At 70.4% G+C, this 21,871-nt stretch carries 17 protein-coding genes, 4 tRNA genes and 1 other RNA gene; 13 read left to right on the top strand and 9 right to left on the bottom strand.

Features of this window, described 5'->3' with window-relative positions; translation table 11 throughout:
- Positions 1–13 precede the first annotated feature (13 nt).
- Positions 14–406, top strand: a complete 393-nt coding sequence (locus OHA64_RS23100; protein WP_405616020.1) for a nuclear transport factor 2 family protein — start codon at positions 14–16, stop codon at positions 404–406.
- 284 nt (positions 407–690) lie between these two features.
- Here the strand turns inward: OHA64_RS23100 and OHA64_RS23095 are convergent.
- Positions 691–778: transfer RNA gene (locus OHA64_RS23095), tRNA-Ser, on the bottom strand.
- A gap of 73 nt (positions 779–851) precedes the next feature.
- Between OHA64_RS23095 and ffs the strand changes: the two genes are divergently transcribed.
- The 6 genes from ffs to OHA64_RS23065 all read left to right on the top strand — a co-directional run bounded on the left by ffs (position 852) and on the right by OHA64_RS23065 (position 10,232).
- Positions 852–948: signal recognition particle sRNA small type (gene ffs / locus OHA64_RS23090), an RNA gene on the top strand.
- 136 nt (positions 949–1,084) lie between these two features.
- A complete protein-coding gene (locus OHA64_RS23085; RefSeq protein ID WP_405616018.1) occupies positions 1,085–3,610 on the top strand; it encodes a DNA polymerase III subunit gamma and tau in 2,526 nt (841 codons plus the stop codon).
- A gap of 108 nt (positions 3,611–3,718) precedes the next feature.
- Positions 3,719–4,996 carry a phosphoribosylamine--glycine ligase gene (purD, locus tag OHA64_RS23080; RefSeq protein ID WP_405616016.1) on the top strand — a complete coding sequence of 426 codons (1,278 nt, stop codon included), beginning with the start codon at positions 3,719–3,721 and terminating at the stop codon, positions 4,994–4,996.
- A gap of 293 nt (positions 4,997–5,289) precedes the next feature.
- On the top strand, positions 5,290–7,395 hold the full coding sequence (locus OHA64_RS23075; RefSeq protein ID WP_405616013.1) for a hypothetical protein: 2,106 nt from the start codon (positions 5,290–5,292) through the stop codon (positions 7,393–7,395).
- Between the two features lie 273 nt (positions 7,396–7,668).
- Positions 7,669–9,195 carry a N,N-dimethylformamidase beta subunit family domain-containing protein gene (locus OHA64_RS23070; protein ID WP_405616011.1) on the top strand — a complete coding sequence of 509 codons (1,527 nt, stop codon included), beginning with the start codon at positions 7,669–7,671 and terminating at the stop codon, positions 9,193–9,195.
- A 137-nt stretch (positions 9,196–9,332) separates the two neighbouring features.
- Positions 9,333–10,232 carry a phosphoribosylaminoimidazolesuccinocarboxamide synthase gene (locus tag OHA64_RS23065; RefSeq protein ID WP_405616009.1) on the top strand — a complete coding sequence of 300 codons (900 nt, stop codon included), beginning with the start codon at positions 9,333–9,335 and terminating at the stop codon, positions 10,230–10,232.
- A 109-nt stretch (positions 10,233–10,341) separates the two neighbouring features.
- Here OHA64_RS23065 and OHA64_RS23060 read toward each other — a convergent pair.
- From OHA64_RS23060 to OHA64_RS23025, 8 genes are all read right to left on the bottom strand, one after another.
- A tRNA-Gly gene (locus OHA64_RS23060) sits at positions 10,342–10,414 on the bottom strand.
- A 23-nt stretch (positions 10,415–10,437) separates the two neighbouring features.
- A complete protein-coding gene (locus tag OHA64_RS23055; protein WP_405616007.1) occupies positions 10,438–11,052 on the bottom strand; it encodes a response regulator in 615 nt (204 codons plus the stop codon).
- On the bottom strand, positions 11,049–12,446 hold the full coding sequence (locus OHA64_RS23050; protein ID WP_405624059.1) for a sensor histidine kinase: 1,398 nt from the start codon (positions 12,444–12,446) through the stop codon (positions 11,049–11,051). The genes OHA64_RS23055 and OHA64_RS23050 overlap by 4 nt, the downstream gene beginning before the upstream one ends.
- Positions 12,447–12,493: 47 nt before the next feature.
- On the bottom strand, positions 12,494–13,273 hold the full coding sequence (locus OHA64_RS23045; protein ID WP_405616005.1) for an ABC transporter permease: 780 nt from the start codon (positions 13,271–13,273) through the stop codon (positions 12,494–12,496).
- Positions 13,270–14,265, bottom strand: coding sequence for an ABC transporter ATP-binding protein (locus OHA64_RS23040; protein ID WP_405616002.1), 996 nt, complete (start codon positions 14,263–14,265; stop codon positions 13,270–13,272). The genes OHA64_RS23045 and OHA64_RS23040 overlap by 4 nt, the downstream gene beginning before the upstream one ends.
- A 152-nt stretch (positions 14,266–14,417) precedes the next feature.
- A tRNA-Gly gene (locus OHA64_RS23035) sits at positions 14,418–14,490 on the bottom strand.
- Between the two features lie 80 nt (positions 14,491–14,570).
- Positions 14,571–14,642 (bottom strand) — tRNA-Gly (locus OHA64_RS23030).
- A gap of 139 nt (positions 14,643–14,781) precedes the next feature.
- Complete coding sequence (locus tag OHA64_RS23025; RefSeq protein ID WP_405616000.1) at positions 14,782–15,099, bottom strand: Lsr2 family protein; 318 nt, start codon at positions 15,097–15,099, stop codon at positions 14,782–14,784.
- 351 nt (positions 15,100–15,450) lie between these two features.
- On the opposite strand from OHA64_RS23025, the gene purS reads away from it, so the two are divergent.
- The 6 genes from purS to purF all read left to right on the top strand — a co-directional run bounded on the left by purS (position 15,451) and on the right by purF (position 21,846).
- On the top strand, positions 15,451–15,714 hold the full coding sequence (gene purS / locus OHA64_RS23020; RefSeq protein ID WP_405615998.1) for a phosphoribosylformylglycinamidine synthase subunit PurS: 264 nt from the start codon (positions 15,451–15,453) through the stop codon (positions 15,712–15,714).
- Entirely contained in the window at positions 15,711–16,418 is a 708-nt protein-coding gene (gene purQ / locus OHA64_RS23015) for a phosphoribosylformylglycinamidine synthase subunit PurQ (protein ID WP_405615996.1), read from the top strand. Before purS ends, purQ begins: the two co-directional genes overlap by 4 nt.
- Entirely contained in the window at positions 16,415–18,673 is a 2,259-nt protein-coding gene (gene purL / locus OHA64_RS23010; protein ID WP_405615995.1) for a phosphoribosylformylglycinamidine synthase subunit PurL, read from the top strand. The genes purQ and purL overlap by 4 nt, the downstream gene beginning before the upstream one ends.
- Before the next feature lie 230 nt (positions 18,674–18,903).
- Positions 18,904–19,701 carry a sterol carrier family protein gene (locus tag OHA64_RS23005; RefSeq protein WP_405615993.1) on the top strand — a complete coding sequence of 266 codons (798 nt, stop codon included), beginning with the start codon at positions 18,904–18,906 and terminating at the stop codon, positions 19,699–19,701.
- A 60-nt stretch (positions 19,702–19,761) separates the two neighbouring features.
- A complete protein-coding gene (locus OHA64_RS23000; protein WP_405624057.1) occupies positions 19,762–20,244 on the top strand; it encodes an META domain-containing protein in 483 nt (160 codons plus the stop codon).
- A 72-nt stretch (positions 20,245–20,316) separates the two neighbouring features.
- Positions 20,317–21,846 carry an amidophosphoribosyltransferase gene (purF, locus tag OHA64_RS22995; protein ID WP_405615991.1) on the top strand — a complete coding sequence of 510 codons (1,530 nt, stop codon included), beginning with the start codon at positions 20,317–20,319 and terminating at the stop codon, positions 21,844–21,846.
- Positions 21,847–21,871: the final 25 nt, after the last annotated feature.

Raw genomic sequence — 21,871 nt, 5'->3', positions numbered from 1 at the left:
ATCGAGGTCGATCATGCACCCCTTTCGCAAGGCCGTCGAGAACGGTGACCTGGACGCCGTGGCCGCCCTTCTGGCCAACGACGTCGTCTTCACCAGCCCGGTCGCCTTCAAGCCGTACCCGGGCAAGGCGATCACCACCGCGATCCTGCGCGCTGTGACACAGGTCTTCGAGAACTTCACCTACGTCCGGGAGATCGCGAACCCCGACGGCCGCGACCACGCGTTCGTCTTCACCGCGAGCGTCGCCGGAAAGAAGCTCCAGGGCTGCGACTTCCTGCACTTCGACGAGGACGGCAAGATCGACGACTTCACGGTGATGGTGCGCCCGCTGTCGGCCGCCCACGCGCTGTCCGAGGCCATGGGCGCCCAGTTCGAGAAGATCGCCCGAGAGGCCGCCGAGCAGTGAGCCCGACGACCGACGCCGTGGTCATCGGCGCGGGAACGCCTGACTGACCGCCGCCACCCTCCAGCATGCGGGACGACGCACCTCCTGGTGAGGCGTCACAGCGGCCCGGATGCGCGCTCGGTACATGCACGTGACGGGGACCATGCTGCGCAAGGTGGCGCAGCAAGTCGGCGATGCGCTCTGGGAGCTTCCGAAGACGAACTGAGACGGAAACTGAGACGGACAACGACGAAGGGCCCCACCGCGAACGGTGGGGCCCTTCGACATCGTGCCCGGTGAGGCACTGGCGGAGGATACGAGATTCGAACTCGTGAGGGGTTGCCCCCAACACGCTTTCCAAGCGTGCGCCCTAGGCCTCTAGGCGAATCCTCCGCCGGGAACATTACATGACGTTGGGAGGTGCTAGCGAACTCGTTCGGCTGCCCCGCGATCAGGTAAGCTGTGGTCCAGCCCCTCACGCGGCGCTATCTGACTGAACTCCCCCAGGGCCGGAAGGCAGCAAGGGTAGGTTGGCTCTGGCGGGTGCGTGGGGGGTCTTCCGTTTCTTGGAAGCGGTGGGGACGTCGCGCGGCCGTGGGCCCGACGAAGATCCGGGAAGATCGGGCTTGCGGTGGTGTCCCGGGGCTTGCGGTATCTGGGCGGTCCGTGTTGTCAGTGGGCGCCTATAACCTCGTATGTGTGTCGTCTCTTGCGCTGTACCGCCGCTATCGCCCGGAGTCGTTCGCCGAGGTCATCGGGCAGGAGCATGTAACCGACCCGCTGCAGCAGGCGCTGCGAAACAACCGGGTCAATCACGCGTACCTGTTCAGCGGTCCGCGCGGGTGCGGAAAGACGACCAGCGCGCGGATCCTGGCGCGCTGCCTGAACTGCGAGCAGGGGCCGACACCCACGCCCTGCGGGGAGTGCCAGTCGTGCCGTGACCTGGCGCGCAACGGACCGGGGTCCATCGACGTCATCGAGATCGACGCCGCTTCGCACGGTGGTGTGGACGACGCGCGTGAGCTCCGGGAGAAGGCCTTCTTCGGGCCCGCCGGCAGCCGCTACAAGATCTACATCATCGACGAGGCCCACATGGTCACGTCGGCCGGTTTCAACGCGCTGCTCAAGGTCGTCGAGGAGCCCCCGGAGCACCTCAAGTTCATCTTCGCCACCACCGAGCCCGAGAAGGTCATCGGGACCATCCGGTCGCGGACCCACCACTACCCGTTCCGGCTGGTGCCCCCGGGGACCCTGCGCGAGTACCTCGGAGAGGTCTGCGGGCGCGAGGACATCCCCGTCGCGGACGGCGTGCTGCCGCTTGTGGTGCGCGCGGGCGGGGGTTCCGTGCGTGACTCGATGTCCGTCATGGACCAGCTGCTGGCCGGTGCGGGGGCGGACGGCGTGACGTACGCCATGGCGACCTCCCTGCTCGGGTACACCGACGGCTCGCTCCTCGACTCCGTCGTCGAGGCCTTCGCCACCGGTGACGGCGCCGCCGCCTTCGAGGTCGTCGACCACATCATCGAGGGCGGCAACGACCCCCGGAGGTTCGTCGCCGACCTGCTGGAGCGGCTGCGGGACCTGGTGATCCTCGCCGCCGTGCCGGACGCCGCCGAGAAGGGGCTCATCGACGCCCCCGCCGACGTCATCGAGCGGATGCAGGCCCAGGCCGGTACTTTCGGCGCCGCCGAGCTGAGCCGCGCCGCCGACCTCGTCAACCAGGGGCTGACCGAGATGCGCGGCGCCAACTCGCCCCGCCTCCAGCTGGAGCTCATCTGCGCGCGCGTGCTGCTGCCGGCCGCGTACGGCGACGAGCGCTCGGTCATGGCCCGCCTCGACCGCATCGAACGGGGCGTGAACTTCTCCGCGGGCGGCGCCGCCCCCGCCATGGGGTACACGCCGGGGCCCGAGGCGCACGGGGGAGCGGCGGGGGCTGCGGTGCCGATGAGCGCGTCGGCTCCGTCGGGTTCTTCGCCTTCTTCGGGTTCGCAGGTCCCACCGGGGGGCGGGGCCGCCGCGGCTCGGGCCGCCGTTCGCGCTGCGGGTTCGGGACCTGGCACGGGTCCTGGTACGGGTTCGGCCAATGATCCGAACGTCCCCGCCGCGCCCCCCGTCGCGCCCCCCGTCGCGCCCCCCGTCGCGTCGCCGGCCGAGACCTCTCCCGTGCCGGGCCCCTCCGCCGGCCAGACATCCGGCCCGGGATCCGGCCCTCCCGACGGCGGTCAGCCCGGACAGCCTCAGTCACCCGGGCAGTCCCCCCACCCCGTGGACCCTCCGCAGCCCCAGCCGTCCCACGCGGCGCCCACGCCCGCGACGCCACCCGGCGCCGCAGCCCCGGCGGCCCCCGCACCGGGTGCCTGGCCCACCGCGGCCCCGGCGGGCGGCGCTCGACGCCCCGGCGGCTGGCCCACCGCGGCCCCCGCGGGCGGCGGCCGCCCCTCAGCCGCACCGAACCAACCCGCGTCCACATCCACATCCGCGCCCCCGCCTGCGCAGGCCTCCCCGACTCCGGCCGCGGCACCGTCCGCCTCGGCCGCCGCCGGTTACGCGCCCCCGACCGACGGCCTCGACCCCCGCACGCTCTGGCCGAACATCCTGGAGGCGGTCAAGAACCGCCGCCGCTTCACCTGGATCCTGCTCAGTCAGAACGCGCAGGTCACCGGCTTCGACGGCACGACCCTCCAGCTCGGTTTCGTCAACGCCGGCGCCCGCGACAACTTCGCGGGCAGCGGCAGCGAGGACGTACTGCGGCAAGCACTGGTCGAGCAGTTCAGCGTGCAGTGGAAGATCGAGGCGATCGTCGATCCCTCAGGCGGCTCGGCACCCCCGGCGCCCGGCGGACCCTCCGGCTTCAGCGGCGGCGGAAGCAGCGGGTCCACCGGTTACGGCTCGGGCGGCGGTGGCTACGGCGGAGGCGGTGGCGGTACGACCCCGCAGCGCCCGGCGTCCTCGCAGTCCCCGCCGTCCGCCGCCCCCGCGTCTTCCCCGTCCCCCTCCTCGTCCGCATCCTCATCGTCGTCCGCGTCCTCGGGAGCCTCTGGCTCTACGGCCGCCCGCGCTTCCGCCTCTCAGCAGTCCGCCCGCGAAGCACCACACCCGGTCTCCATCGAGGACGACATCCCCGAGGACGACGATCCCGACCTCGACGAGTCGGCCCTCTCCGGCTACGACCTCATCGTCAGGGAACTGGGAGCGACGGTGGTGGAGGAGTTCTCGAACGAGTAGCGAGAGCGAGCAGCGGGTGACCGGGCACACCCACCTTGGAGGAACCCACCATCCTCCGACCCCCACCCCTTCGGAACCCCGCACAAAAACCCCGTTAGGCTGACCCCCGTGAAGGTCCTCGTCATCGGTAGCGGTGCCCGCGAACACGCCCTGTGCCACTCCTTGTCCCTCGATCCCGACGTCACCGCGCTGCACTGCGCCCCCGGCAACGCCGGTATCGCCGAGGTCGCCGAGCTGCACCGGGTCGACGCTCTGGACGGCGCCGCCGTCTCCGCGCTGGCCACGCAGCTCGGCGCCGACCTGGTGGTCGTAGGCCCGGAGGCGCCGCTCGTCGCCGGGGTCGCCGACGCCGTGAGCTCGGCCGGGATTCCGGTCTTCGGCCCCTCCAAGGAGGCCGCGCAGCTCGAGGGCTCCAAGGCGTTCGCCAAGGAGATCATGGCCGCGGCGGAGGTACCCACCGCCCGCTCGTACGTCTGTACGAGTCCAGAAGAGGTCGACGCGGCTCTCGACGCCTTCGGCGCTCCGTACGTCGTCAAGGACGACGGACTCGCCGCAGGCAAGGGCGTCGTCGTCACCAGTGACGTCGAGGCGGCCAAGGCGCACGCGAACTCGTGCGAGCGCGTGGTCATCGAGGAGTTCCTCGACGGCCCCGAGGTCTCCCTCTTCGCCATCACCGACGGCGCGACGGTCCTCCCGCTGCAGCCCGCCCAGGACTTCAAGCGCGCGCTCGACGGCGACGAAGGCCCGAACACCGGCGGCATGGGCGCGTACTCCCCGCTGCCGTGGGCGGACCCGAAGCTGGTCGACGAGGTCATGGAGACCGTCCTCCAGCCCACCGTCGACGAGATGCGGCGCCGCGGCATCCCTTTCTCCGGCCTGCTCTACGCCGGTCTCGCCATCACCTCCCGTGGTGTCCGGGTGATCGAGTTCAACGCCCGCTTCGGAGACCCCGAGACCCAGGTCGTGCTGGCGCGTCTGAAGACCCCGCTGGCCGGTGTCCTGCTGGCCGCCGCGACCAGCAACCTCGCCGACCTGGAGCCCCTGCGCTGGAGCGAGGACGCGGCGGTCACCGTGGTCGTGGCCTCGCACAACTACCCCGGCACCCCGCGCACCGGCGACCCGATCACCGGCCTGGCCGAGGTGGCCGCCGAGGACGCCCCGCACGCGTACGTCCTGCACGCGGGAACCCGCCAGGACGGTGACGCCGTCCTGAGCGCGGGCGGTCGCGTCCTGTCCGTGACGGCGACCGGCAAGGACCTCTCCGAGGCCCGTGAGCGCGCGTACCGGGCCGTCGGGCGGGTCCGTCTCGACGGTTCCCAGCACCGTACGGACATCGCGGCGAAGGCGGCCTCCGACGCTGCCGCCGGTGCGGGCCCCGACGCCTGAAAAACCAGGCGCGAAAATCCGCCGCCGATAAACCCGACAGGCCCCGCATCCGTCTCAGGATTCGGGGCCTGATCCTTGCTTTCTGTCACCTACCTTTCCCCAAAGCCATTCCATCGAGCGACCGATGCCCCATCCGGCTGACGGGGGCCGGGGCCCCAACTAGGGTGCGGCGCAAGCGTTCCGGCACTTGGCCCACCGGCATTGCGATGTCAGTGCCTGGTGCCACAGTGGGGGAGTAGCAACGCTGGCAGAGCCACGCAAACAGGACAGCTGGGAGGGGGTGAGGTCCGGTCGTGACAGGTATGGGTGTGGAGCTAGGCGCGCAGGCCGCGCGACATCGGGCACTCGCCGTGCTGCGCATCCGCAGCCGGGCGCTGGCCGTCGCGCTGCTGCCCGCGGCCGTCGCCGTGGTGCTGCTGGCCGGCGGTGTCACGGACCATCTCGTGGGCCCGGCCTGGGACGGGGCCCGCTGGGCGATGACGGTGGCTGCCGTCCTCGTCCTGTTCGCCGCCGCCGGCGTCGCGCTGGTCGTCTCCCGCGCTCGCCCCGCCGTCAGCCCGACGGTCCCGATCGCCGAGGGGACGGCGCCCGACCTGTACCGGATGGTGCGTGACCTCGCCGACCGGCTCGACGTGCCCGCTCCCTCCGCGATAGCGCTCACCCCGGACTGCGACAGCTGGCTGGAGGACCGGACCCACCCGGCCCACGGCCCGCCTCCGCTGGAGGACCAGGACGAGATAGCGGGTGCCCATGGATCTCCCCGCCGGTCCGCGGCCGCTCCGGTGCTGGTCATCGGCTCCCCGTTCCTGTGGTGGATGCGCGTCGGGGAACTGCGCGCGGTCCTCGCCCCGGTCGTCGCCGGTACGGGCCCCTCGGCGCACCCGGACATAGCGGCGGCCCGCCGCTTCGTGCGGGGCCTGGACGCGGCGGTGGCCGTGACCTCGGCACCCCGTCGGGACCCGGTCACCCGTACGGTGCTCGCGGGCGTCGGCTGGGTCGTCCGGCTCCTGCTGCGCAGCTGTCGCGGTCATGCCGGCGAGATGGAGCGTGGTGTCGCCGCCGCGGCGGCCGAGCGTGCACAGGCTGTGGATTACGGACTGAGGATCGTCGCCCAGGAACAGGTGGGTCTCGCGTACGCGGGCTGGGACCGGCTCCTGACCAAGGTCGCGTTGCCCGCCTGGCGGATGGGCCGCTGGCCCTCCCGACTGGACGCGGGTGTCGTCGCGGCACTGACCGAGCTGTCCCGCCGAGACCGCCTGGCCGAGGGATTCGCCTCCAGGCTGGGCGAGCGCCCTGCCTGTGACCTGCTGGAAGAGCCCGGCACGGTGGATGAGGCGGCCTCGCTCCTCGCCGCTCGCCTCTTCCACGGAGGTCCCCCCGAGTCGGGCCCGGACTGGTCCCCGGTGGACTGGCAGGAGTATCCGGAGGAGGTCGTCGACCGCAAGTGGCGTACGGACGCTGCCCGTCTGGACCGCGTCCTGGACACCCTCGGCGTCCGCCGCTCCCCCGACCCGGCCTCCCTCGCCCCCGCCGCCCCCACCCTGGCCCGGATAATCAACCACCTGGCCGAGCCGACCCCTCCCACCGACGGCACCCCGATCGCCTCCCTCGGGTCCACCTCCCTGGACGGCCACACCGAAGGCGAGGGGGACACCCGCCCCGAGAACCACACCAGCCCTGGGGAAGAGTCCAGCTCTGGGGGCGACACCAGCCCTGAGGACGACGCCAGCCCCGAGAACCACACCAGACCTGACGACGACACCAGACCTGACGAAGGCATCGCCGTCTCAGGCAGACGCCTTCCCGATGACACGGCCGTCTCTGGCGAGCCCCTTCCCGATGGCACCCCCGTCCCCGACGATCCCCGGAGCGACCACGAGCCCGCCGTCGAGCCCGTCCGGCCCCCGCACGACGACCCCGCCGACACACACCGACAGAACGATCCGCACGCCCCCTCCCAGTCCCTCTCCCGCGACCTCCCCCGCGGCAGCGAACGCGGTGCCGATCTCGCCGCTCGGCTCAGCGCCGAGGTCGCCCGGGAGGAAGCGTCTGCCGCTCCGCGTGCGGACGGCGACTGGGCCGCCGCCGGGCAGGGCAGCCCCGACACCGCCCTCTGGGACGACATGCTGCCCCTCTTCCCCCTCCAGCCACCCCGCACCGGACGTGAGCTGCTCGCCGACCACGTCACCGCGATGGTCTGCTGCGCCGCGATCGACAACGCCGGCGCGTCACCGGGCCTCGACTGGCTGGACGGTCCGTCGCTTCTGGTCAACGGCGAACGGACGACCGACCTGACCTCCCGCGTCCTCAGCCTCGTCGAGGAAGGCGATCCGGCACCGCTGCGCGCCTGGCTGGTCGAGTCAGGCATACGCCCGGAGAAGCCAGTACGCCTGACCTGACCGCCGCCTCGCCTGACCGCCGCCCCACCGCACACGTGCCCCACCGCACACCCGCCGCGACTCCTCGTAATCGGATTCCCCTGTTCCACTTTCGGTCAATTCGCAACGAATAGTGACAGCGTGCGTGCGTAATGTGATGTGCTGGGACCGATCGCGCACATGGCAAAGGCATGCGACATACGACACGCACATGACGCGCACGCCTCACGCAACACGCCACGACGAGGCACGACACGGCACACACCAACGGGGGCACGAGGGAGGGAAGCGACGATGGGATCGGGAGCGCGACCGGAGCAGATCCGCCGCTGGGAGTCGGGAGCACTCGCGCACGCCGTGACGGATCCCTTCGGGCAGGGCCCCGTCCCCTGGCTCCGCGGCAACGTGACGTATTTCGACGACTCCGGCCAGGTCGTCCCTTGGTACGTCGACCCGGCCCAGCAGCCGCCCCCAGCCGCGACCCGCGCTGCCGGCACCGGCCTCCGCCGCGTCCCCGCCCCCCGAAGTGCCGGAGGCCCCCGCTCCGCCGACGACGTCCACCGCCAGATCAAGGGCTTCACCTCCACCGGCGCGGTCGCCCCCGGCGAGGCCGTCGACTTCCACATCACCGTCGATCCGCCTCAGGAATTCGCCGTCGACATCTACCGCATCGGCCACTACGGCGGTGACGGCGCCACCAAGATCACCACCAGCCCCCGGCTGCCCGGCATCGTCCAGCCGCCGCCTCTCACGGCCGACCGCACGGTCTCCTGCCACCACTGGTGGCTGTCCTGGCGCCTGCAGATCCCGTCGTACTGGAGCGTCGGAGCGTATGTCGCCGTCCTCACCACCGTCGACGGCTACCGCTCGCACATCCCCTTCACCGTCCGTCACGACCACCCGGCGGACCTGCTGCTCCTGCTGCCCGACGTGACCTGGCAGGCGTACAACCTCTACCCGGAGGACGGCCGCACCGGTGCCAGCCTCTACCACGCCTGGGACGAGGAGGGACGGCTGCTCGGGGAGTCCGACGCGGCGACGACGGTCTCCTTCGACCGCCCGTACGCGGGCGCCGGCCTCCCCCTGCACGTCGGCCACGCCTACGACTTCATCCGCTGGGCCGAGCGCTACGGCTACGACCTCGCCTACGCCGACGCCCGCGACCTGCACGCCGGGCACATCGACCCCACCCGCTACCGCGGCCTGGTCTTCCCCGGCCACGACGAGTACTGGTCGGCGAACATGCGCCGCACCGTCGAGCGGGCCCGCGACCACGGCACCTCCCTCGTCTTCCTCTCCGCCAACTCCCTCTACTGGCAGGTGGAGTTGAGCCCCTCACCGTCCGGCGTCCCGGACCGCCTGCTCACCTGCCGCAAACGCCGAGGGCCGGGCAAACCCGTGCTGTGGCGCGAGATCGACCGCCCGGAGCAGCACCTGGTCGGTATCCAGTACGTCGGCCACGTACCCGAACCCAGCCCCCTGGTCGTCCGCAACGCCGACCACTGGCTGTGGGAGGCGACCGGCGCGCACGAGGGCGACGAGATCGAGGGCCTGGTCGCCGGCGAGGCCGACCGCTACTTCCCGCGCGCCCCGCTGCCCGAGCACGACGAGCGCATCCTGCTCGCCCACTCCCCGTACAGGGATCGTGAGGGCGTGGTCCGCCACCAGGAGACCTCCCTCTACCGGGCCCCCTCCGGCGCGCTGGTCTTCGCGTCCGGGACGTTCGCCTGGGCTCCCTCACTGGACCGGCCGGGCCACGTCGACACCCGGGTCCAGCGCGCCACCGCGAACCTCATCGACCGCATCTGCAAACACGACTGACCGCCCGCCCAGCGGTCCCCCTGTCCGGAACCGATCCCTCATACGGGAGAATCGACCCGGTCGGGCCCGCCCGCGCCCTCCACCACCCGGTTCGGGTCCTACGGGCGCACCTTTTTCTTCAACCACGGGGAGGAACCGTGTCCGGATTCGTAGAAAAGCCCGAGCCGATCCAGGTTCCGGGCCTGGTACACCTGCACACCGGCAAGGTGCGCGAGCTGTACCAGAACGAGGCGGGCGACCTCGTGATGGTCGCCAGCGACCGCCTGTCCGCCTTCGACTGGGTGCTGCCGACCGAGATCCCCGACAAGGGCCGCGTCCTCACCCAGCTCTCCCTGTGGTGGTTCGATCAGATCGCCGACCTGATCCCCAACCATGTCCTGAGCACCGACCTGCCCGCGGGCGCCCCTGCCGACTGGGCCGGCCGCACCTTGATCTGCAAGTCGCTCCAGATGGTCCCGGTGGAGTGCGTGGCCCGCGGCTACCTCACCGGCTCGGGCCTGGTCGAGTACAACGAGTCCCGCACGGTCTGCGGCCTCGCCCTCCCCGAGGGCCTGTCCGACGGCAGCGAACTCCCCGCCCCGATCTTCACCCCGGCCACCAAGGCCGCGGTCGGCGAGCACGACGAGAACGTCTCCTACGAGGAGGTCGCCCGCCAGGTCGGCGCCGAGACCGCCGCCCAGCTGCGCCAGGCCACCCTCGCCGTCTACGCGCGGGGCCGGGACATCGCCCAGGACCGCGGGATCATCCTCGCGGACACCAAGTTCGAGTTCGGCTTTGAGGGAGAGACCCTGGTCCTCGCGGACGAGATCCTCACCCCGGACTCCTCCCGCTTCTGGCCGGCCGACCAGTGGCAGCCGGGCCGCGCGCAGCCGTCGTACGACAAGCAGTACGTCCGTGACTGGCTGACCTCGCCGGAGTCCGGCTGGGACCGGAAGAGCGAGCTGCCCCCGCCGCCGCTGCCCGAGGAGATCGTGGAGGCGACACGGGCCAAGTACGTGGAGGCGTACGAGCGTCTGACGGGCACGACCTGGAGCTGACCGTGCCCGCACACGAAAGGCCCCGGCGAGACCCGGGGCCTTTCTGCACCCGGGCGTCACGCGGCACACGACGAAGGCCCCGGTCGGTGACCGGGGCCTTCGAAAAGCGAGCGGACGACCAGGTTCGAACTGGCGACCTCAACCTTGGCAAGGTTGCGCTCTACCAACTGAGCTACGTCCGCAGTGCGCCGTGGCGCGAGAGCAACTATACCCAACCTCGCTCGCGTGCGAGCCGCACAGCCGTGTGACGGTTCTCCGCTCCGAGCTTCGAGACGGCCGACGACAGATAGTTCCGCACGGTCCCCTGCGACAGAGCGGCCCGCTCGGCGATCTCCGCGACCGGCGCCCCGTCGGCGGCGAGCTCCAGCACCTCCGCCTCCCGGGCGGTCAGCGGCGAGTCCCCGGCGGAGATCGCGTCGGCGGCCAACTCGGGGTCGACGTAGCGGTTTCCCGCGTGCACCGTGCGGATGATCTCCGCGAGGCGCTGCGCGCTGACGGTCTTCGGGACGAACCCGCGCACCCCCGCCTCCAGGGCCCGCTTCAGATGCCCGGGCCGCCCGTGACTGGTCACGATCAGGACCCGGCAGTCGGGCAGCTCGTTCCGCAGGGATGTGGCGACCTTCACACCGTCCGCCCCCGGCATCTGCAGATCGAGTACGGCGACGTCGACCTTGTGTGCCAACGCCATCGCCAGCGCTTCCGGCCCGGAGGCCGCCTCGGCCACGACCAGCAGATCGTCCTCCAGGGACAGCAGCGCGGCGAGCGCGCCCCGGATCAGATGCTCGTCGTCGGCGAGCAGGAGCCGTACGGGAGCAGTCATCTCGTGACCTCACCCATGGCTGCCCTGTCACTCGCAGCCACAGCGTCACTCACACCTGCCGAGTCACTCACAGCCACCGCGTCGCCCATGTCCACCGTCCTCGTCAACGGCACCTCCGCCACCACCCGGAATCCCCCGGTCTCGGTGAACCCGGCCTCCAACGCCCCGTCGACCGCCGCCAGCCGCTCCCGCAACCCCGCCAGCCCCGATCCACCGCTTCCTTCGGAGGCCCGCGCCCTGTCGTTCTCCACGGTCAGCACCGCCCGCCGGCCCCTTCGCCCGTCAGCGGACCGCTCCTCGCCCACCCGCTCCTCAGCCGGTCCCCCCTCCACCACCAACTCCTCCACGCACCCCTCCGACAACTCCTCCACCACCCGCACCACCACCACGCACCGCTCCGCATCCCCATGCCGCAGCACGTTGGTCGTGGCCTCCCGCACCACCCACCCGAGCGCCGACTGCACCTCGGCCGGGAATGCGGATGCCTCCCCGCCGGTCACCTCGCACCGGATCCCCGCTGCCGTCAACACCCACTGCGCACCGGCGAGTTCGACCCCGAGGTCGGCCTCGCGGTACCCCCGTACGACATCCCGCACCTCGCGCTGCGACTCCCGCGCGATGCGCTGCACCTCGATCATCTGCTCCACCGCCTCGGCCCGTCCGCGCCGCGCCAACTGGACGGCCAGCTCGCCCTTCAGCGCGATCACGGCGAGGTTGCGTCCCACCACGTCGTGCAGATCCCGCCCGAACCGCAGCCGCTCCTCGGCGACGGCGAGCCGGGCCCGGGTCTCGCGGGCCGCGTCGAGTTCGTAGACGGCGTTGAGGAGCCAGACGGAGAAGACAGCGGTGAAGGCCAGTCCCCCAGCGCCCAACAGCACCATGAGCGCCATGAAGAACGCGGCGGGACCGGGCAGGCCCATGGGGAACGCGATGAAGGCGGAGCCCGCCGAGAAGCCCCCGACGATCGCGAAGACGCGCCGCCGGTTGCGGACACCGAGCGAGATGAAGCCGGCGCCGAAGGCCAGGATCACGCTGTGGAGCGCGCCGGCCGCGCTGTCGACGTGCTCACCCTCCGGCCCGCGTCCCGCTATCCCGATCGCTGTCACCGCGAACACCGCGGTGACAGCGGACAACAGCCACAGCAGCCGCACGGGCTGCGCGCGACGCCCTCGCGTCCAGTCCAGCGCCCGGGAGGCGGTCATCCCGCCGAGTACGGTATGCACACCTGCCAACACCAGCAGCGTCGCCGCCAGCCACCCGTTCACCTGGCTCAGGACCGTGAGCCCGGCCGTGGCGCCCTCCATCACCGCGAAGAAGTGAAACGACCACCGCGTGTACGTCTCCACCTTCGCCGGTGTGTTCTTGCGCCGCCACCAGCCGCTCGGCCCCCGCATCCGCCTGTCCCCGTCCCTCTCCGCGTACGCGTTCTCGTACCGCCGGCTCAGCGCCTCGGCTCCCACCGGAACCACCGTCGTACAGCAAACACGCCGAACGCGGTCCAGGCCAGGGCGATCAGCACCGGTCCCAGCGCCTCGTAGAGCGACAGCTCACCGCTCCACCCGCCGCGCACGAGTGTGATCACCGGTGTCAGCGGCAGCAGTTCGAGCACCGTCGCCACCCGGTCGGGCATCAGCTCCAGCGGAACGGTGATCCCGGAACCGGCCATCGAGATCATCATCAACGGCAGTGAGGTGACCTGCGCGTTCTCCACCGTGCGGGTGAAGCTCGCCGTCACGGCGGCCAACGACGCGCACATCACCAGGCCCAACAGCACGCCGACGACGACGAGATGAGGTGCCTCGGGAGCCCCTAGATCGAGCAGCGCGGCACAGCCCGCCACCAGGATCAGGGACTGGACCAACCCGGTGCTGACGGACGGCAGCGCGGCCCCGGCGAGGATCTCCCGGTCCCGCAGCTCACCGGTGCGCAGCCGCTTGAGGACGAGTTCCTCGCGCCGCCCGACGAAGACGCCGATGAGCGCCGAGTACACCGCGAACAGCAACGAGAAGCCGACGGCTCCCGGCAGCAGGATCAGCCCGATGCTGAGGCCTGTGTCCGCGAGGTCCATGTCCTTGACCACCAACCGGACGGTGAACGGCAGCATCACCGGCACGAACAGGGCCGCGTAGATCATGCCCTTGCTGCGTCCGAACAGAGTCAGCTCGGCCCGTGCGAGGGCCGCCACACGCCCCGTCGCAGTGGTGACGGTCGCACTGCTCATACCGCGTACTCCTCGACACTCTCGGAAACGTTCGCAGAATCATCCGAACCAGCCTCGGCCGAAGCGGCCGCCTCCCGCGCGATCCCCAGGAACGCCTCCTCCAGCGAGGCCGACCGCACATCGAGCCGCCGCAGCTCCACACCCGCCCCGGCGGCCCACACCAGCAGCCCGGTGGCCGCCCGCTGAAGCTCCAGGGTCCGCAGCCGTACGGTGCTCCCCACCATCTCGTGCCCGCACACCCCCAGCTCGCCGAGCGGCGGCAGGTCCCCCAGGAGGTACCCGTCGGGCAGGTCGAAGGAGATCCGGGACGGCTGCGCGGCGGTCACCTCGGCCGGCGTCCCGGCGGCAGCGATGCGACCCGAGTGAAGGATCGCCAGCCGGTCGGCGAGACCCTCGGCCTCCTCCAGGTAGTGCGTGGTCAGCAGCACGGTCGTACCGGCGTCGCGCAGCTCGCGCACCAACTCCCAGGTTTCCAGGCGCCCTTCGGCGTCCAGCCCGGTCGTCGGCTCGTCCAGGAACAGCACCTCGGGCCGGCCGAGCAGCGCGAGCGCCAGGTCCAGGCGCCGCCGCTCGCCTCCGGACAACTGCTTCACCCGGACACCGGCCCGCCGCTCCAGACCGACCAGTTCCAGCGCTTCCCGCGCCGGACGCGCCCCGCTCACACAGCCCGCCCACATCCGCGCGGTCTCCGCGACGGTCAGTTCGGAGGGAAAGCCACCCTCCTGCAACATCACCCCGGTCCGCGGCCGTACGACGTCCCGCTCGGTGTAGGGATCGTGCCCGAGGATCCGTACCCGGCCCCCGGCCGGCCGTGCGAGTCCCTCCAGCAGTTCGACGGTGGACGTCTTTCCGGCGCCGTTGGTGCCGAGCAGTGCGAAGACCTCGCCGCGGCGCACGGAGAAGGTGATCCCGCGCACGGCTTCGAACCCGCCCCCGTACACACGCCTCAGGTCGGTGACCTCAATCACGTGTTCGTGTCCGTTGGTGTCCATGCCCTCAGCCTTCCGGCGATCCGGGACCGACGGGAGTGCGGGCTGTCATCACCGCACATGACAAATGTCAGACGCTCGGTCGAGGCGGCCCCGGACACCGGAAGGACATACACAAAAGGCCCCGGTCCACTGGACCGGGGCCTTCAGAACTGAGCGGACGACCAGGTTCGAACTGGCGACCTCAACCTTGGCAAGGTTGCGCTCTACCAACTGAGCTACGTCCGCATTGCCTCCGACCGGCTCTCACCGATCGGCGCGAGCACCAGCCTACCTGATCCACAGGAGTGGTCGGATCGGCGGTGCAGAGCGGGTGACAGGAATTGCACACTGCGCCTTCCCCCTGGAAGGGGGATGTTCTACTACTGAACTACACCCGCATGTACTCCGTGGGCTGGGCTTTTCGGCCTTGCCCCTCGGCGTGCTCCAGACTCTAGCTGACCAGGTGGGGTGCAACGCAAGTCGGTTGCCCCCAGGGCCCGCTGACGGACTCTGGGGGCACCGCGCCGCGGCCGGCTGTCACCGTGCGGCGGCGAACGCCTCGTAGACCTTCTTGGGGATGCGCCCGCGCGCCGGGACGTCCATCTTGTTCGCCTGTGCCCAGGCCCGGACGGCCGCCGGGTCGGGCGCGACCTCCGTCTGCCGGTACGCCTTGCCGGACCTCGACCGCTTGCGGCCGGCGTCCACGTACGGCGCGAGCGCCTTACGCAGTTTCTTGGCATTGGCTGGATTCAGGTCGATCTCGTACGACTTGCCGTCGAGTCCGAAGGCGATCGTTTCCGCCGCTTCCGAGCCGTCGATGTCGTCAAAGAGAGTGACCACGACCTTCTGCGCCACGAATATCGGTCCCTTCGTGCGGCATCTCTACGATGACGTGCCAAGACGTCTGGGAGATGCCGACTGTCCGCCTGTTATTGGGCAAAGTATCGGTTAATGACAATTCATTTGTACAGTGCCCGGCATTGCAATGTGAAGCCCGACTAAATCTGTCCGCGTGTCCCCAGCGCAATAGGCCAGGTGCATCGATCCGGGATCTTTTCCTGAACTTTTCGTGAAGCTCCCGCCCCGATGCCGGATCGTGACAGCCGTCACGTAGATTCCTACAACTCTACTCGCGTAGAAATTTTGTACGGGTAGTCTGAAGGCACCTGCAGGAACCTGCTCAGCACCACAACACCGGGAGTGCCAGTGGCACGCGTCGTAGTCGACGTCATGCTCAAGCCGGAGATCCTCGACCCCCAGGGCCAGGCGGTGCAGCGCGCACTGCCGCGGCTGGGTTTCGAAGGGATCTCCGACGTACGTCAGGGAAAGCGATTCGAACTGGAAGTTGACGGGCCGGTCGACGAGGCCGTGCTCGCCCGCATCCACGATCTCGCGGAATCCTTCCTCGCCAACACCGTGATCGAGGACTTCACCGTCAAGGTGGAGGAAGTCGCGGGGGCCGCGAAGTGACCGCTCGTATTGGCGTCGTCACTTTCCCGGGCAGCCTCGACGACCGGGACACGCAGCGTGCGATCCGCCTCGCGGGCGCCGAGCCGGTCGCCCTGTGGCACAAGGACAAGGACCTCCACCAGGTCGACGCCGTGGTGCTGTGCGGCGGTTTCTCCTACGGCGACTATCTGCGGGCCGGTGCCATCGCCCGTTTCTCGCCGGTGATGGAGCCCCTCCTCGAGCAGGCGAAGGCCGGACTGCCGCTCCTCGGCATCTGCAACGGCTTCCAGATCCTCACCGAGGCCCACCTCCTCCCGGGCGGGATGCTCGGCAACGACCACCTCCACTTCATCTGCCGCGACCAGAAGCTGCGGGTGGAGAACGCGGACACCGCCTGGACGACCGACTACACGGCCGGCCAGGAGATCACCATCCCGCTGAAGAACATGGACGGCCGGTACGTCGCCGACGAGTACACCCTCGACAAGCTGGAGGCCGAGGGCCGGGTCGCGTTCCGCTACGTGGTCGGCGGCGGAGCCGCTGACGAGGGACACGGCAACCCGAACGGATCGCTGCGCGACATCGCCGGCATCACCAACGAGGCCGGCAACGTCGTAGGCCTCATGCCGCACCCGGAGCACGCCGTCGAGCCGCTCATCGGGTCCGGCCGCACCGACGGCCTCCCGTTCTTCACCTCGATCCTCAAGAAGCTGGTCAACGCATGAGCCGGACGCCTCTGGACACGGTCGAGCACGCGACCGCGACCCCCGACGTCGAGCTGCCCTGGGCCGAACTCGGACTGAAGAAGGACGAGTACGAGCGGGTCGTGGAGATCCTCGGCCGCCGCCCGACCGGCGCCGAGCTCGCCATGTACTCGGTCATGTGGTCCGAGCACTGCTCGTACAAGTCGTCGAAGGTGCACCTGCGCCAGTTCGGCGAGAAGGCCCCCCAGTCCGACGCGCTGCTCGTCGGCATCGGTGAGAACGCCGGTGTCGTCGACGTCGGCCAGGGCTACGCGGTCACCTTCAAGGTCGAGTCGCACAACCACCCGTCGTACGTGGAGCCGTACCAGGGTGCCGCGACCGGTGTCGGCGGCATCGTGCGCGACATCATCGCGATGGGCGCCAGGCCGGTCGCCGTCGTCGACCCTCTTCGTTTCGGCGCGGCCGACCACCCCGACACCAAGCGGGTGCTGCCGGGTGTCGTCGCGGGCATCGGCGGCTACGGCAACTGCCTGGGCCTGCCGAACATCGGCGGCGAGGTCGTCTTCGACGCCTGCTACCAGGGCAACCCGCTGGTCAACGCCGGTGCCATCGGCGTGATGCGGCACGAGGACATCCACCTCGCGAAGGCGTCCGGCGCGGGCAACAAGGTCATCCTGTACGGGGCCCGCACGGGCGGCGACGGCATCGGCGGCGCGTCAATCCTCGCCTCCGAGACCTTCGACGACGCCAAGCCGTCGAAGCGTCCCGCGGTCCAGGTCGGCGACCCCTTCCAGGAGAAGCTCCTCATCGAGTGCACCCTGGAGGCCTTCCAGGAGAAGCTGGTCGTCGGCATCCAGGACCTCGGCGCGGCCGGTCTGTCCTGTGCCACGTCCGAGCTGGCCTCCAACGGCTCCGGCGGCATGCGCGTGACCCTGGACGACGTACCGCTGCGTGACTCGACGCTCTCGCCCGAGGAAATCCTCATGAGCGAGTCGCAGGAACGCATGTGCGCGGTCGTCGAGCCGGAGAAGGTCGACCGGTTCCTGGAGATCTGCGACAAGTGGGACGTCATCGCCACCGTCATCGGCGAGGTGACCGACGGCGACCGCCTGGAGATCTACTGGCACGGCGGCAAGATCGTCGACGTCGACCCGCGCACGGTCGCCCATGACGGTCCGGTCTACGAGCGCCCGTACGCGCGTCCGGACTGGCAGGACGCCCTTCAGGCGGACGACGCCGGCAAGCTCGCGCGGCCCGCGAGTTCGGCGGAGCTGAAGGACCAGGTCCTGAAGCTGGTGTCGTCCCCCAACCAGGCCTCCAAGAAGTGGATCACCTCGCAGTACGACCACTTCGTGCAGGGCAACACGGTGCTGGCCCAGCCCGAGGACTCCGGGATGATCCGCATCGACGAGCAGACCGGCCTCGGCGTCGCCATCGCGACGGACGGCAACGGCCGGTACGCCAAGCTGGACCCGTACGCGGGCGCCCAGCTGGCCCTCTCCGAGGCCTACCGCAACGTGGCGACGACCGGTGCCAAGCCGCTCGCCGTCTCCGACTGCCTGAACTTCGGTTCGCCCGAGGACCCGGCGGTGATGTGGCAGTTCGCGGAGGCCATCCGCGGTCTCGCCGACGCCTGCCAGCAGCTCGGCACCCCGGTGACCGGCGGCAACGTCTCGCTCTACAACCAGACCGGCGAGGCGGCCATCCACCCGACCCCGGTCGTGGCGGTCCTCGGCGTCATCGACGACGTGGCCCGGCGCACGCCGGTCGCCTTCCAGGAGGAGGGCCAGCTGCTCTACCTCCTCGGCGACACGCGTGACGAGTTCGGCGGCTCGGCCTGGTCCCAGGTCGTCCACGACCACCTGGGCGGCCTGCCTCCGAAGGTCGACCTGGAGCGCGAGCGCCTGCTGGCCGAGATCCTGATCTCCGCCTCCCGCGACGGCATGATCGACTCCGCGCACGACCTGTCCGACGGCGGTCTGGTCCAGGCCGTGGTCGAGTCGGCGCTGCTCGGCGGCAAGGGCGCACGGCTGATCGTGCCGGACGGGCTCGACGCGTTCACCTTCCTGTTCTCGGAGTCCGCGGGCCGTGCGGTCGTCGCCGTGCCGCGTTCCGAAGAGGTCCGCTTCAACGACATGTGCGGTGCGCGGGGTCTGCCCGTCACCCGCATCGGTGTCGTCGACGGCGACTCCGTCGAGGTCCAGGGCGAGTTCGCGCTCTCCCTGGAGGACCTGCGCACGGCACACGAGGAGACCATCCCGGCGCTGCTCGCGTAGTCGGCTCCACGCCGCCGAGGGGCCTCACGGCACGTCACGGCACAGAGGGCCCCGCCCGGGCCAGGAGTCCGGGCGGGGCCTTCGTCATGCCGAGACGGGTCCCACGAGGGCTCGAGGGTCACCCGCGCGCAGGGCTGACGTGATTACGCCGGCAGGCATCGGCGTCCCGCACACCCTCGAGATCTTCGACGCCCCCGCGAGCACGTCCCGGCCCGCCTAGGCTGAACCTCATGCCCCCGGCCAAGAAGCGTGCGCGTACCTACGACCCCGGCAGGATCCGCACGGCGGTGCTCACCCAGTTCGGGACGGTACGACAGGCCGTACGCACCCTCACTCCCGAGCAACTCGCCCTTCCCACAAGGCTGGCGGGCTGGACCGTCCGGGATCTGGCCGCGCACGTGACGATGGCGGTGGAGACCGTCAGCCGCAACCTCGAGAGGGCCGAACCTCCCAAGGCGGAGCTCGCCCTCCTGGACTGGCCCTTCGCCACCGCCGCCCGGGCCGCCGGCATCTCCGACGACACCCTGGACCTCGCCGCCGCCCACCCCGACCTGAACGCCCTCTACGCCCGCGCCGAGGAACGTCTCACCGAGGCACTCGACACCGCTCCCGGCGGCCGTCTCCTCGCCGCCCGGACGGGCGCCATCACGCTCGCCGACTACCTCGTCACCCGCACCGTCGAACTCGTCGTCCACACCGACGACCTCAACGCGGCCGTGCCCGGCCTGGACATCCCGTACGACCGCCAGGCGCTCGCCGCCGCCACCCGGCTCCTCGCCGACGCCCTCGCCGTCAAGGCCCCCGGCGGCTCCACCGAGGTGCGGATCCCGCCGTACGCCGTCGTGCAGTGCGTCGAAGGACCCCGGCACACCCGCGGCACCCCGCCAAGCGTCGTCGAGACCGACCCGCTGACCTGGATCCGGCTCGCGTGCGGGCGGTCGACCTGGACGGGGGCGGTCGAGGAGGCGAAGGTCAGCGCGAGCGGGGAGCGGGCCGATCTTGGCGGATTGCTGCCGTTGCTGGGCTGAACCCGGAACCGGAGGGGGCCGGAGTGGAACCGATCACCCCGTATGTCCCGTCGAACCGACATGTACCGGCAGAAGCAGCGACTGATCAAGCCCCTGATCACGACGGCCGCCGTGGCCCTCATCCCTCTCGCGGCGGCCTGCGGCAACGAGAAGGCGGGCAGCGGCGGCGAACAGGCCGACAGCGGTGCGGTCGGCGCCGAACAGCCCGTCACCGACGTGCGGTGGAACATCGACAGCGTCACCGCCAAGGGCAAGACGCACAAGACCGACTCGAACGCCCACCTCACCTTCGACAAGAAGACCGGCAAGGTCGGCGGCCGGCTCGGCTGCAACCACGTCAACGCCAAGGCCACCGTGCGCGACGGACATATCACCCTGGGCACCCCGGCCACCACCCGAATGATGTGCGACGCCTCACTCATGGAGACCGAACGGGCCTTGCTGAGCCTCTTCGACGGGAAGGTCGGCTACCGGGTCGACCAGGAAACCCTCACGCTGACCAGCACAAACGGCACAAGTGTGCGGGCGGTCGCCGCCGAGTGATCCCATGCGGCCGAGAACCCTGGAGCATTCCCCAATTCGGACCAGTGGTCGATCTCGCCTACACTCGGTGGCGTGCCACGTGGTGACGGTCGACTCAGTCATGATCTGCTCCCCGGTGAGAAAGGCCCCCAGGACGCATGCGGCGTCTTCGGTGTCTGGGCTCCGGGCGAAGAGGTCGCCAAGCTCACTTACTTCGGGCTCTACGCCCTCCAGCATCGAGGTCAGGAATCCGCGGGAATCGCGGTCAGTAACGGCTCCCAGATCCTCGTCTTCAAGGACATGGGGCTCGTTTCCCAGGTCTTCGACGAGACCTCGCTCGGTTCGCTCCAGGGTCATATCGCGGTCGGTCACGCCCGCTACTCGACCACCGGTGCCTCCGTGTGGGAGAACGCCCAGCCGACGTTCCGTGCCACCGCGCACGGTTCCATCGCGCTCGGCCACAACGGCAACCTGGTCAACACGGCGCAGCTCGCCGAGATGGTCGCCGACCTGCCGAAGGACACCAACGGTCGCTCGACCCGCGTCGCGGCCACCAACGATACCGACCTGCTCACCGCGCTCCTCGCGGCCCAGGTCGACGACGACGGCAAGCCGCTGACCATCGAGGAGGCCGCCCCCGTGGTCCTCCCGCAGGTCAAGGGCGCCTTCTCGCTCGTCTTCATGAACGAGCACACCCTCTACGCCGCCCGCGACCCGCAGGGCGTCCGCCCGCTGGTCCTCGGCCGCCTGGAGCGTGGCTGGGTGATCGCCTCCGAGTCGGCCGCCCTCGACATCTGCGGCGCCGCCTACGTCCGCGAGATCGAGCCGGGCGAGTTCGTCGCCATCGACGAGAACGGCCTGCGTTCCTCCCGATTCGCGGAAGCGAAGCCCAAGGGCTGTGTCTTCGAGTACGTGTACCTGGCCCGCCCCGACACCGACATCGCCGGGCGGAACGTGTACCTCTCCCGCGTGGAGATGGGCCGCAAGCTCGCCAAGGAAGCCCCGGTCGACGCCGACCTGGTGATAGCTACTCCGGAGTCCGGCACCCCCGCCGCCATCGGCTACGCGGAAGCCTCGGGCATCCCCTTCGGTGCCGGCCTGGTCAAGAACGCGTACGTGGGCCGGACGTTCATCCAGCCCTCCCAGACGATCCGCCAGCTCGGTATCCGGCTGAAGCTGAACCCGCTGAAGGAAGTCATCAAGGGCAAGCGCCTGGTCGTCGTCGACGACTCGATCGTGCGCGGCAACACCCAGCGCGCCCTGGTCCGGATGCTTCGCGAGGCGGGCGCGGCGGAGGTCCACATCCGGATCTCCTCGCCTCCCGTGAAGTGGCCCTGCTTCTTCGGCATAGATTTCGCCACCCGCGCCGAGCTCATCGCCAACGGCATGAGCATCGACGAGATCGGCACCTCCCTGGGCGCCGACTCCCTGGCGTACATCTCCATCGACGGCATGATCGAGGCGACCACCATCGCCAAGCCGAACCTGTGCCGCGCCTGCTTCGACGGTGAGTACCCGATGGACCTCCCGGACCCCGAGCTGCTCGGCAAGCAGCTCCTGGAGACCGAGCTGGCCGCCGGGCCGGCGGCCACGGCCGCGGCCGACGCGATCCGTCGCCCGTAGGCAGCCCGTATCACCCGCAGACGAC

It is taken from the genome of Streptomyces sp. NBC_00076 (genome assembly GCF_045041235.1).
GTDB lineage: Bacteria > Actinomycetota > Actinomycetes > Streptomycetales > Streptomycetaceae > Streptomyces.
This window is presented reverse-complemented; position numbering and strand designations above follow the sequence as displayed.